The sequence below is a fragment of the Streptomyces sp. NPDC003032 genome, from assembly GCF_053591415.1.
The window spans coordinates 67108-79146 of sequence record NZ_JBSFTT010000024.1 but is presented as its reverse complement, the minus strand read 5'-3'; the positions used below and the strand labels follow the sequence as shown (position 1 = coordinate 79146).

Genomic DNA, 12039 nt, shown 5'->3' with positions numbered 1-12039 from the left:
CGGGGCCCACAGGGATGGCAGCACAAGGTCCTTACAGACCGCTACTCAGCAGATCAGCGATGCCCTCTTCGGACCAGTGGCCAGCCGCGCCGGGACAGGCCGCGACGTATGACGCAACCGCTTCCGTATCCCACGCGCCAGCCGACAACAGACCTGAGGCCAGAAAGCGTACGTAGGCGGGTGACGGAGGGACCCACTGAACGTCATCCATGCCCCAAGGGGCCGTGAAGGTCAGAACGGGCATGCGGTCGACTTGACCAGCGCACACCAGCGTTTCGTAGCGACCTTCTCCCAGCACGTCGCGCCCCCGCGCGAGCGCGTGCGTCAGATCCAGGTCGCCCCCCGGCTCGCGGTACATCTCCTGAGCCGCGATATCCGCGAACTGCTCAACGGTCACCAGGTGAGCCCTGGCCAGGACGCGCCCGCTCGCGCGAGGGTCGTAGAAGGCTCTACCGCCTCCCCACACGGGTGACTCGGTCGCGAAGTACATCGCTCCGGTCAGCTCGACAGGGATGGATTGCGCGGGCATGGCGGGGTTGCGGCACCCCGGGTAGTCCTTCGCTGCGCCAGGTGGACGGCCGCCTCGGATGTAGGCGGCCAGTCGATCGAGGTGCATGTTCGAGCCGTAGGAGGTGTACCAAACTCGCTCGGGATGCCGATCGCGCGGCAGTGTCGAGTCGATACTTCGCAGGGCCTTCACGCTGGCTCTCTCCTGTGCGGCGCGCTCATTCCGCCGAAACGTCGTACCTGATGACATGACGATCTCCCGGGAGGATGGTGACCATTACCCGAAGGGGCTTGTCGTTTTCGTCGTAACCCGTGCGCATGTGCACGGCGATGGGAGTAGCCGAGGGCAGGGACAACTTCTCGATCTCTGCACGCGTCGGCATCCGTACGGTGATCTCGTCTCGGTAGCGAGCCTGGATGAGACCGACGCTGGCGAGTACCCCGCCGGGCGCGGAGACATCTTCCGGCAGCATGAGAGGCGTGCCGCGAACCAGTTCCTCGGGGAAGTAGGAGTCTGCCAGCGCGTACGGGTCCTGATCCACTATGCGCACCCGCTCCCGAACCACGGTCAGAGCGGTCTCGGGGTCCAGCTCCAGTCGTTCAGCGATCTCAGCAGACGGGCGGCGGATGGAAACACGGACTTCCTGCCGGGGCTGACGACCACTTTCGGCCACGATGCTGGCCCACTGGTCGCCACGCTCATCTGACTTGTGACGCGCCCGCGACTCCAATACCGACCAGTCCCAGACCGCTGGAGTCAGGCGACGGCGAACAAAGCTGCCCCGTCCCTGACCAGCGATGACCAGCCCCTCTTCCGTCAGACGCCGTAGGGCCAACCGGACCGTGTTGCGACTCGCTTCGTAGCGCTCTACTAGTTCGTACTCCGTCGGGAGCTGCTCACCGGCCTTCAGCTCACCCCGCTCGATCTGTCCTCGCAGGTCATCGGCGATTCGGTGGTACCTCGGGCGTTGCTCCCTCACGGTGCCTCCCTGCTAGTTGGCTGACTTGTGCCAACAACATACGCGGAACGCCTTGACGACTCCAACGTCGTGGTGCAATCTCAGGACATCGAGTTGTTGGTACAACACCACCAACACCGATGAGTCAGTCTTTATGCCGGTCGTTCCTTGAGAACTGAACAGCGCGACAAGTCGACGGGGTGAGAGTCCCCGTCCCCGCTGCGGCCCGGGTGATGGTCGCCGGCAGCCACTTCGCGGCAGGTGTACATGTCCTGCCCTGCGTGTCAGCTCTGGAGAACATCGGTCGGGATCATCCCTCCATCACTGGGGGGCAGCCCTTCCGATGCCACCTGGTGCGCGCTGCCCTGCTGGCGTCAGAGCAGTGAAGATGACGCGCCCGATTCTCCGGCTCGGGACCGGTGCCTCGCGGCAGCGAGGCACCGGTGAAGCCGCGTTCCCGACTCCTTCGAGGGAGCCGGATCAGCCGACTTCAGCGATCTAGAGGGGGGAATCCCGATGGGCCTCGTATTTGGCTTCCGCGATGGGGAGATGGTCACTCCGCAGGAGCAGGGCTTGGAGGTCGACGAGTCGTTCACCGTCGAGCCGGGCCAGGCCGTCACCGACGACAGCGGCAACGTGTACATCGCGGACGGCCGCAGCAAGTAGGACACCGCTTCGGTCGCCGCTCTGGCGGCCGTGCCGCGCCGCTTCCCGCGCGGCTTCCACCACAACGGCGTGAGCCCCCGGAGGTGCAACTCCGGGGGCTCTGTTGGGGCCGTTGCCACCTGCTAGGGAGAACACGACCCATGAAGCACATCGCTGCACTTCAGGCGGCCGTTACCGCCGACGAGATCAAGGGCGGGCCGACGGCCGCTGAGCTGGACGCCATCGAGCTGGAGATGCCCCTCATTGAGGCGGGCATCGAGCTGCTGGACGCGGAGATCATCATTTTGGACCGTGTCCCGTCCGAGCTGGACGAGCGGCGCATCCGCAGGGCGCGGCGCAAGGTGCTCGCCGCCCGCCGCACGCTGGCCAACACCGCCGCCACCGGCTTTTCGGGGGTGGGCGCGTGAGTGCCATCGAAGCGAACCTGTCGGCCGCGCTCATCGCGGTCGGGGGTGGGCTGGCATGAGCGAGCAGACCCCCACCGACCGGAACGTGATCGTCTTCCGCGTCGCCGCGCTGCTGTCCATCGCCGCTTCGGTGGGCTCCCTGGTGTGGGGCCTGCCGTGGCTCGCGGCCGTGTCCGCCGTGTGCTTCACCGTGCAGCTCATCGGCTGGCGCCGCCACGCCCGCCAGAGGGGCGGTGCCGCATGAACCGCACCGGCAAGACCCTGCTCGTCCTCGCCCTGGTCGCGGTCGTCGGGATGGCGTTCCGCGTCTCGTGGAACGCGCTGCGGGACATCGCGAACGCGGTCGGTGCCGACGCCACGGCGGCGACGCTGTATCCGTTCGTGGTCGATGGCCTGATGGCGCTCGCCCTGGTCGCCACCCTCGTACTCGCCGGACGCGACCGGACGTTCGCACTTCGCGTGCTGGGCACCTACACCGGCGCCTCGCTGGTCCTGAACTACGTGCACGGTCTGGTGCCGGAGCTGCACGGCCGCACGGTCGACTGGGGGCGGCTGGCCGACTGGGACCCCGCGAACTGGGCCCTGGTGCTGCTGGCCACGTCGCTGCCGGTCGGGTCGATCTACTTCGGGTCCGATCTGGTCGCCAAGGTGCTGCACCACCGCCCTACCTCGATCGAGCAGCCGACCATAGAGATGAATGCGGAGGAATCGGCCGATACCAGCATGAAACGGTCTACGGCTGACCTGCCAGTATCGGCCCCGGCACCGATCACCCCGAACACGGTGGTGCTGCCCCGGCCGGTGACCGTCGGCTTCCTGAAGTCGACGCTCGCGGCCAAGCCGCTCCCCTCGATCGCCCTGGCCCCGGTCGTGCCGATCGAGCCGCACGTGGCAGCGGCTGAGTCGACCCGTCCGCGCCGCGCCACCGGCCGCGTCCCGGACGCGGCGAAGCCGACTCGACCCAAGCGCACCCCGGCACAGTTGCTGATCGAAGCACGGGCGGCGACGGCCGGTTGGCCAGACGCGAAGGTGACCGGCGAGGGCATCCGCCGCGCCATCCACACCTCACCGGCCAACGCCCGATCACTGCGGGACACGATCCTCGCCGAACGCGCCGCCACGGCCAAGGCCGCGTGATGGCTGCGCTGCCGGTGTTCCGGTGGCGTCTGGCCCCGGACGGCTACGCCACCCGCCGCCAGCTTCGGGCGCGCGGCCTGCGCCCTGGTGGTCAGTGCGTGGCCGCGCAGCTCGAACGGCCGCGCCGCCGCCGGAGCCCGCTGGTCGCCTACCTCTACCGCGTCGACCTCGCCAAGCCCGTCCGGCCGATGACCCCGGGGCGATGGGCAGCGCTGGCCAAGGCGAACGCTGCCCGCCGCCGCTGCCCGCAGTGCAGGCGCGATGCGGGTTACGTCATCCCCGCCTCGCTCGGCACGTGCGTGACCTGCGCCTACCCCGAACCCTCCGACTTCCCAAGGAGTGCTTGCCATGGGTAAGCCCGACACCCGTCGCCTGGACCGCGAGATCCAGCAGACGACCCGCAAGCTGACCGCCGTACAGAACCGCGAGATGTGGCCGCTGGACGGCCGCGAGCGACGCGCCATCGCCTCCGCCATCGTCACCAGCTCGGTCAAGGTCGTGCGGCACAAGAGCACCGCCCGCGACGAGACCAAGGCCGACACCGCCTGGAACGCGGCCGAGATGCGGCTGAACGCAGAGATCCTCGCGTTGCAAGCCGAGCGTCAGCGCATCGTCAACGACAACGCCAAGGCCAAGGCCGCCAAGAAGTCCTCGGGATGGTGGTGACCGCGCCCGCCCGCGCACGTCCCGCCGCGTAGCGCGCCCGCCTGTTTCGGCTGCTCGGGGTGGCCGTCCCTGCCACGGACCCGGCCACCCCGGCGCCCCCTCAACTTTCCGCCCCACCAGTGCAGTCAGGAGCTTTCCCCTCATGGGTGTCACCGTCGTTCGCCTGCACAAGAACCCCGCCCCTCCCGCCGATAGCGCGAGTGTGACCACGCTGAGCGTGGTCCCTGACCCCGCACCGCCCACGCCCGTGCCGCTGTGGGTGCGCTCCGGGCGCGCCATGCGCCAGATCGCCACCGATGAGCGCACGCGTGAGGCGGGCCGGTTGGCCGTGCGCCACAGCATGTACGTGATGGGCGGCACGCGGATCGTGGCCCGCCGCACCTGGGACGGGCGCACCGGCTCCCGCTATGAGCGCATGCTCCGCGCCGCAGAGGCGGCCGGAAACTACGAGGTCGCCGAGGAGTGGGAGGAGCGCTTGCAGCGCTTCCGCGATGCCCGCCACCGCCGCCGCATGGACCTGCTCCACTCCCCGGTCGACGCCGCCAAAGGTCTCGCCGTGGGCACGGGCATGGGCATCGGCACTCTGGTCGCGCTCGGCATCGTGATGGCCATCAACAACGGGGATGCCACCGATGTCATCACCCCGCTCGCGGCGACCATCGACTTCATCGGCCTGCTCATCCGGATCGTGCAGGTCGTGTGGGGCCCCGCCCTCACGATCGGCCCGTTCCTCGCCCTGCTCGCCCTGTGGTCGGTGGGCCGCAAGCAGCAAGCCGCACCGAACTGGGCACTTCCGGCGAACGTCCGATCGGGCGAGGGCGAGCCCATCACGCCCTCGATCGTCGTCAAGGCCCTGCGCGACCTCGGCGTCCCGGCGCTGCGCAACGCCATCAAGGAGATGGGCGACGCCGGCGCCGCCATGCTCGGTCCCATCCGGATCGCCGGATGCGGTGTCGAAGTCGACGTGACCCTCCCTTCCGGGGTGTCGACGAACGAGGTGCAGAACAAGCGGCGCAAGCTCGCCGAGAACCTGACCCGGCACGAGCACGAGGTGTTCATCACGCTCCCCGAGGCGGCCCGCACGGTCCGCCTGTGGATCGCCGACTCCGGCGCGCTGGACGAGCCGATCGGCCCCTCCCCGCTGGTCACCGACGAGACGATGACCGCCGACTACACCAAGGGCCGCGCCCCCTGGGGTCAGGACCTGCGCGGCGACGCAGCCGCACTGAGCCTGTACCAACGCCACCTGCTCATCACCGGCCTGTCCAACCAGGGCAAGACCGTGGCCCTGCGCTCCCTGGCACTGTGGCTGGCGCTGGACAAGTCGGTGCAGTTCCTCATGGGCGACCTCAAGGGCGTGGGCGACTGGGCCATGTTCGACGGCCTCGCCTCCACCCTGATCCAGGGGCCGACGGATGAGCACGTCATCGAGGTGACCGAGATGGTCGAGGGCGCGGTGGAGGAGATGAACCGCCGCCTCCAGGCCCCTTCTGGCACCGTCTTCCCGGCGCTGATCGTGCTGGTCGACGAGGCCCAGGTGGCGTTCATGTGCCCGCTCAAGGACGCCGACAAGCGCCCCTACGGCGGGGCCAAGGCCAACTCCCGGTACTACATGGCCGTCCGCAAGATTCACAACCAGGGGCGCGCGGTGAACGTGCTGATGTGGCAGGGCACGCAGGACCCCACCAACGAGAACCTGCCCAAGCTGGTCCGCGAGGGCGCCCACACCCGCGCCTCCCTCGCCCTGGGCACCGAGTCCCAGGCCCGCATGGCCCTGGGCGACAAGGCCGTGGACGGCGGGGCCGCTCCGAACCTGCTGCGTCCGGGGCTGGACCAGGGCACCCTGGTCCTGGCATCGAGCGGCATCGACATCCCGGCCGGACAGTCATCCATCACGGTGCGCACGCACTACATCGACGACGACGCAGCCGAAGCCATCATCGACCGGGCCAAGGCCCTGCGTGATGGCGTCACCACCCTGCACGCCATTGACCGGCGCGAGCAGCGCGACCCGCTGGCCGACATCGCCGACGTGTTCGGCGATGCCCCGCGGCTGCTCACCCAAGACGTCCTCAAGCGCCTGGCCGCGCTCACCCCGGACGCCTACGGCAAGTGGTCATTCGTCGACCTCAAGCGCGTCCTGCACGGCACCGGGGCCGAACCGTACAAGTCCGACGGCCGCATGGTCGTGGCCGCCGACCGCGTCCGCCGCGCCCTCGCCAACCGCGACGACGACGATTCCGTTTCCGCGATCGGCTAGAGGGAGCCGCACCCCGCCGGGTCAGGGAGGAAGGGAGAACTCCCTAACCCTCTCCCTGCCCTGTCTCCCTGGGCTTGACCTGTGCAAATGATCGTGCAGGGAGTCAGGGAGGCCCGCAGGTCGGCATCCCCGAAACCCCCTCCACAGCGCCCCCGGCAGGGGGTGTCTCACCTCCCTGAACGCTTGCCAGAAGGGATTCCGCATGTATCCCGAACGCCAGCAGCACACGCCCGTGGAACGGGCCGTGACCGTCCACCACCCCACCCCGATCGTCCCGGCACAGGCCGTTCCGATCGTGCCCGCCAACGGGCATGTCGCGGCGGTGCAGTCCATCGTGCTGCCCGACGGCCGCGTCGCCACCGGCTACGCGATCGAGGCAACCAAGCCCGAACCCGCCATCGCTGCCAAGCCAGCTGTCTCACGCACGGCGATGAACATCGCGCTCGGAGGCATCGGCTTCGGCGCAGTCTGCGGCGGCCTGCTCCTGCTCACCACATTCATCGCCGCGCTCACCGCGCTCATCCAACAGCTCATCATCCTGGCCGCAGTCATCTTCGGCGGATGGATCGCCGCCCAGATCTTCAGCACGAACAGCAGCGGCAACACCTTCAACATCCGCAAAGCCATCTTCAAACGCAACCACTTCCACGGCTGAAGGAGCCACATGGCACCCCACTACCCCCGCGCCGACGGGTCCCCCCTGCCGCCCTGGTCGCAGATCCCGTCCCAGACACGCGAGAACCTGGCCGAACAGGTACCCGACCGTCTGAAGCGGGTGATGTACCCGCGAGCCAGGGACACCGACGCAGTGCCGACCGCCGACTTCACCCACCACGCCATCGAGGCGGACGCGCACCTTGCCGCATTGCTGGACGCAGAGCCGAACGCCCGCGACTACTTCGGCAGCTGGACGTTCGCCACGGTCACAGACGAACCCAACCCGATGCGCGCCGCTGAGGCTGAGTACTACCTGTGTGACGCCCTGATCGAGTACGGCGCCCGGTACTGCGGCCACGTGTGGGACGACACCTTCCCGGTCCTCGCCCACACCGTGCGCCTCACCTACTGACCGCCCCGGCACAACCAAGGGCGGCCCCCGCATCTCGCCAAAGAACCGGGGCCGCCCTTGTCCACCTGCCCACTACAGACCTGTGGAGGTCTCCAGCATGACGCAATCCACCGACGACCGGCGAGAGGGCCTGCTCGACGCCGCCTTGGACGCCGCAGAGCAAGGCTGGCACGTCTTCCCGCTCCGCCCCGGAACCAAGCGGCCCGCCCTGCACGGCGAAACCACCTGCTCCCGCACCGGCGCGTGCGCGAGCGGGCACCGCAAGTGGGAGCAGCGCGCCACCACCGACGCGGACCGCATCCGCGCCACCTGGTCGCATGCCCCGTACAACGTCGGCATCGCCACCGGCCCTTCCGGGCTGCTGGTCGTCGACCTGGACATGCCCAAGGACAACAGCAGTGCGGACACGCCTTGCGGCGTGACGACCTTCAAGGCGCTCTGCGAGCGCGCCGGGCATGCCATCCCCGATGTCTACCGGGTCCGGACCGCGGGCGGCGGGGAGCACCTGTACTTCGCCGCTCCGCACGGCGTGCGACTGACCAACACGGCTGGCACCATCGCCCCGTTGGTCGACACCCGCGCCTGGGGCGGCTACGTCGTTGCGGCGGGCAGCACTACCCCCGCCGGAACCTATGAAGCCGTGGGCGGCTCTGAGGCGGCCCCGGCGCCCTCGTGGCTGCTGAACATCCTGAAACCGGCTTCCAAGTCCTCTCGGGCCCCCTCAGTGGCTGTAACGGCGCAATCCCGCCGATACGCGGACACCGCGCTCGCCAACGAGACGCGCAGCGTGTCCGGGGCCCAACACGGGGAGCGCGAGGCGAAGTTGTTCGCGGCGGCGCGAGCCTTGGGGCGGTTCATCGCGTGGGGCGACCTTGCCCGGTCGACGGTCGAGGATGCTCTTCAGGAGGCGGGGGAGGCCACCGGGCTCCCGGCAGCGCAGTGCCGCTCGACCCTGCGCAGCGCCCTGAACTGGTCTATCGCCCACAACCAACAGCGCCGGAACGCGGCATGAGCGCCCCGCCCCGCCCTCCTCTGAAGAGCATTCCGGGCACCCCCACCGGCCCCCGCCCCGCCGACCCGAGCGGACCACGGACGGCCGTGGGCGCCCCGAAGGGCGTCGCCGAAGGCGTCCCCATTGCCGTTCGCCCTGACCCGCGCGCGGCCACGCCACCGCTCCCGGACGGGCGTTTCCCCGTCGCGTGGCTGCACATCTGCGCCCCGCGCGGCGCCGTGCCCACCGCCACCTCCAAGTGCCTGTGCGGCCGTGACCGCAGCACCGTGGGCCACGGCAAGGTGCAAGCCCTGATCGCCGACCACGCCGCCCACCGTGACGCATGTCCCCTGCGCGCTCCCCAGGAAGGAAGGGCCGCCGCATGACCAACACCACTGACGGGGCCGCGCTGTTGGATGAGGTGGAAGCCTTCCACCGCCGCTTCAACGTCTTCCCCACCGAAGCCGCCTACGTGGCCGTCGCGTTGTGGGACGCGCACGCCCACCTGCTCGACTGCTTCGACTCCACCCCCCGCCTTGCCTTCCTGTCCCCCGAGCCGGGGTCGGGCAAGTCACGGGCACTGGAGATCGTGGAAACCCTCGTACCCGACCCCATGACGGCCGTCAACGCCTCCGCCGCCGCCCTTTTCCGGTCCGTGTCCAACCCCAACGGACGACCCACGATCCTCTTCGACGAGATCGACACGGTCTTCGGGCCCAAGGCAGGCGACAACGAGGAACTGCGCGGCTTCCTCAACGCGGGCCACCGCCGCTCCGGGGTCACCTACCGGTGCATTGGCGATGGCGGCAATCAGACCGTTCAGGCCTTCCCCTCGTACGCAGGCGTCGCGGTCGCCGGACTTGGGCACCTGCCGGACACGATCATGACCCGCTCCGTCATCATCCGCATGCGCCGACGGGCCCGCAACGAGCACATCGAACCCTTCCGCGCCCGCCTCCACGAGGTGGAGGGCCACAAGCTCCGTGACCGGCTCGCGCAATGGGCCGAACACGCCCGCGAGGTCGTCATGGGAGCGTGGCCCGAGATGCCCGACGGCGTCACCGACCGACCCGCCGACGTGTGGGAACCGCTGCTCGCCATCGCCGACGCCGCCGGTGGCGACTGGCCGCGCCGGGCACGCGAGGCATGCGTGACGCTCGTGACCGCGTCCAAAACCAACGACAAAGGCAGCTTGGGCGTGCGGCTGCTGACCGACCTGCGCGACCACGTCATGGTCGGCATCGACCGCCTGCCCACCATCGCCATCCTCGACCGGCTCAACGCCCTGGACGATGCGCCATGGGCCGACCTCCACGGCAAGCCGCTCGACAACCGGCGCCTGTCCAAGATGCTCGCCGAGTACATGACGGCCGACAACGAGCCCATCGCCTCCCGCAACATCAAGACCGCCGGAAGCGTCCTCAAGGGCTACTACACCGCCGACCTCTGGGACGCGTGGGCCCGCTACTGCCCCCCTCCCCCGGAAAGTCCGCTACCTCCGCTACCCGGCACCGAAAACGCGGCTTGACCAGCAGTGATGCGGTAGCGGCAAGCAGCACTGCTTGCCGCTACCTTCCCGCTACCGCTACCCCCTCCCGCTACCTCCAACAGGCCCCTGACCTGCGAAGTAGCGGCGGTAGCGGAAGTAGCGGACTTCTGAGGAGGGGGGCACGCCCCCACCCGCGCACGGAGGCCACGCCATGAGCACCCACACACGCGAGCAGACCGACCCGCGCGCGGCACTCCGCGCCGGACTTCCAGACCGCTACCTCACCCCCGACGACATCGCCGAGATGTTCGGCGTGCCCCTCGAAACCGTCTACCAGTGGCGCAAGAAGCGCACCGGCCCGCCCGGATTCCGCATCGGCAAGTACGTCCGCTACGACCCCACCGACGTACGCGCCTACGTCACGGAGTGCCGCACCACAGACGCTGCCGCCTGACACCTACAGAGCACCACCCAACTCCCCGGGGAGGGCCACGCCGTGACCCTCCCCGCTCGCTCTCAGGAAGGGATCACCCCCGCATGGCAGGCCACATTCAAGACCGCTGGTTCAAGACCGAGACCAACACCGACGGCAAGACCGTCCGCGTCAAGACCGACCGCCACGGCACGGGCATGCGCTACCGGGCCCGCTATGTCGGACCCGACGGGACCGAGAAGAGCAAGAGTTTCCGCGACGGACAGAAGCGCCTCGCCGAACAGTGGCTGGCCAACATCGAGGCCGACATGTCGCGCGGCCATTACACGGACCCCGCCGCTGCTCGCACCACTTTCAAGCAGTACGCCGAACGCTGGATCGCTGCCCAGTCCACGGACGTGTCGACACGGGTAACCGCAGAGACCCGCATCCGGCTGCACGCCTTCCCCTACTTCGGGACACGGCCCCTGTCGTCCTTCCGGCCCAGCCACATCCGCACGTGGGTGCGTCAGCTCGAAGATGCTGGCCTCGCGTCGTCGTACCGCCGCAGCATCTTCGCGAACGTCTCCGCAATCCTCATCGCCGCTGTGGACGATGGGCTGATTCCCCGGAACCCCTGCCGAGCCAGTTCGGTGAAGGCCCCGAGGCAAAGCGGCGAACGTGTCGCACCCTGGACCGCAGAGCAGACGTTCGCGGTGCGCGAGGCTCTGCCGGCGCGCTACCGGAGCATGGTGGACCTCGGAGCCGGATGCGGTCTGCGGCAAGGTGAGATCTTCGGACTGCCTGTCGACGCCGTGGGGTTCCTGACCGGATGGCTGCACGTCGGACTGCAAATCAAGGTCGTCAAAGGAAAGGCATTCTTCGGGCTGCCGAAGGGGGACAAGCTGCGGGACGTGCCCCTTCCCAAAGCGGTTGGCCGCGCACTCGCCCAGCATATGAAGGAGCACCCGCTCGTGGACGTGACGCTCCCCTGGAAGAGGCCCGATGGCCCGCCCGTGACCAAGCGGCTTGTCTTCTCGGGGCCGCAGGGCAACCACGTCTACCGAAGCAATTTCAACATCAACCCATGGAAACCCGCGCTCGCTGCGGCAGGGCTCATCTCCCAGCCAAAGGACGGCGGGCCACTCCCGTCAGCGCGCGAGCACGGCATGCACGCGCTGCGGCACTTCTACGCTTCGGTGCTCTTGGACGCGGGAGAGAACATCAAGGCCCTGAGCAAGTACCTCGGGCACACCGACCCCGGATTCACTCTGCGGGTGTACACGCACCTGATGCCAAGCAGCGAGAGCCGTACTCGGAAGGCAGTGGACAGCCTTTACGAGAGCGTGAGCAAGAGCGATGACGGCCCAGAGGCGGCCCAAGCGGCGTAGCCAGATGGGCTCTGAGCGGGGAACGTGCAGGTGAGCCGGTGTTTGCCTGTCGTTCCCGGCTGAGTTCTCCGGGTACAGGCATGGT

16 protein-coding genes are annotated in these 12039 nt (G+C 68.9%); 14 read left to right on the top strand and 2 right to left on the bottom strand.

Annotated elements, in window-relative coordinates:
* Positions 1-31: 31 nt before the first annotated feature.
* Both ACWDZ7_RS29240 and ACWDZ7_RS29235 read right to left on the bottom strand, forming a co-directional pair.
* A complete protein-coding gene (locus ACWDZ7_RS29240; protein WP_451801058.1) occupies positions 32-700 on the bottom strand; it encodes a histone deacetylase in 669 nt (222 codons plus the stop codon).
* Between the two features lie 25 nt (positions 701-725).
* Entirely contained in the window at positions 726-1487 is a 762-nt protein-coding gene (locus tag ACWDZ7_RS29235; protein WP_451801057.1) for a GntR family transcriptional regulator, read from the bottom strand.
* A gap of 495 nt (positions 1488-1982) precedes the next feature.
* On the opposite strand from ACWDZ7_RS29235, the gene ACWDZ7_RS29230 reads away from it, so the two are divergent.
* The 14 genes from ACWDZ7_RS29230 (at position 1983) to ACWDZ7_RS29165 (ending at position 11954) form a co-directional block, all read left to right on the top strand.
* Positions 1983-2132 (top strand): hypothetical protein, encoded by a 150-nt coding sequence (locus ACWDZ7_RS29230; protein WP_451801055.1) that lies wholly within the window; start codon positions 1983-1985, stop codon positions 2130-2132.
* Between the two features lie 140 nt (positions 2133-2272).
* Positions 2273-2539 (top strand): DUF6284 family protein, encoded by a 267-nt coding sequence (locus ACWDZ7_RS29225; RefSeq protein WP_451801053.1) that lies wholly within the window; start codon positions 2273-2275, stop codon positions 2537-2539.
* A 55-nt stretch (positions 2540-2594) separates the two neighbouring features.
* Positions 2595-2783, top strand: a complete 189-nt coding sequence (locus ACWDZ7_RS29220; RefSeq protein WP_451801052.1) for a hypothetical protein — start codon at positions 2595-2597, stop codon at positions 2781-2783.
* A complete protein-coding gene (locus ACWDZ7_RS29215; RefSeq protein ID WP_451801051.1) occupies positions 2780-3676 on the top strand; it encodes a DUF2637 domain-containing protein in 897 nt (298 codons plus the stop codon). The genes ACWDZ7_RS29220 and ACWDZ7_RS29215 overlap by 4 nt, the downstream gene beginning before the upstream one ends.
* Positions 3676-4032: an RRQRL motif-containing zinc-binding protein gene (locus ACWDZ7_RS29210; protein ID WP_451801050.1), complete on the top strand. Its 357-nt coding sequence runs from the start codon at positions 3676-3678 to the stop codon at positions 4030-4032. The genes ACWDZ7_RS29215 and ACWDZ7_RS29210 overlap by 1 nt, the downstream gene beginning before the upstream one ends.
* Entirely contained in the window at positions 4025-4342 is a 318-nt protein-coding gene (locus ACWDZ7_RS29205) for a hypothetical protein (protein ID WP_451801049.1), read from the top strand. Before ACWDZ7_RS29210 ends, ACWDZ7_RS29205 begins: the two co-directional genes overlap by 8 nt.
* Before the next feature lie 142 nt (positions 4343-4484).
* Positions 4485-6602: an FtsK/SpoIIIE domain-containing protein gene (locus ACWDZ7_RS29200; protein ID WP_451801048.1), complete on the top strand. Its 2118-nt coding sequence runs from the start codon at positions 4485-4487 to the stop codon at positions 6600-6602.
* 202 nt (positions 6603-6804) lie between these two features.
* A complete protein-coding gene (locus ACWDZ7_RS29195; RefSeq protein WP_451801047.1) occupies positions 6805-7257 on the top strand; it encodes a hypothetical protein in 453 nt (150 codons plus the stop codon).
* A 9-nt stretch (positions 7258-7266) separates the two neighbouring features.
* Entirely contained in the window at positions 7267-7671 is a 405-nt protein-coding gene (locus ACWDZ7_RS29190) for a hypothetical protein (protein ID WP_451801045.1), read from the top strand.
* A gap of 97 nt (positions 7672-7768) precedes the next feature.
* Complete coding sequence (locus ACWDZ7_RS29185) at positions 7769-8683, top strand: bifunctional DNA primase/polymerase (protein WP_451801044.1); 915 nt, start codon at positions 7769-7771, stop codon at positions 8681-8683.
* A complete protein-coding gene (locus tag ACWDZ7_RS29180) occupies positions 8680-9048 on the top strand; it encodes a hypothetical protein (protein ID WP_451801043.1) in 369 nt (122 codons plus the stop codon). The genes ACWDZ7_RS29185 and ACWDZ7_RS29180 overlap by 4 nt, the downstream gene beginning before the upstream one ends.
* The gene (locus ACWDZ7_RS29175; RefSeq protein ID WP_451801042.1) at positions 9045-10190 is read left to right on the top strand and encodes a DUF3631 domain-containing protein; all 1146 of its coding nucleotides are present in this window, start codon (positions 9045-9047) and stop codon (positions 10188-10190) included. Before ACWDZ7_RS29180 ends, ACWDZ7_RS29175 begins: the two co-directional genes overlap by 4 nt.
* A gap of 172 nt (positions 10191-10362) precedes the next feature.
* Positions 10363-10605, top strand: coding sequence for a helix-turn-helix domain-containing protein (locus tag ACWDZ7_RS29170; protein ID WP_451801041.1), 243 nt, complete (start codon positions 10363-10365; stop codon positions 10603-10605).
* Positions 10606-10688: 83 nt separating this feature from the next.
* Positions 10689-11954, top strand: a complete 1266-nt coding sequence (locus tag ACWDZ7_RS29165; protein WP_451801040.1) for a tyrosine-type recombinase/integrase — start codon at positions 10689-10691, stop codon at positions 11952-11954.
* Positions 11955-12039: the final 85 nt, after the last annotated feature.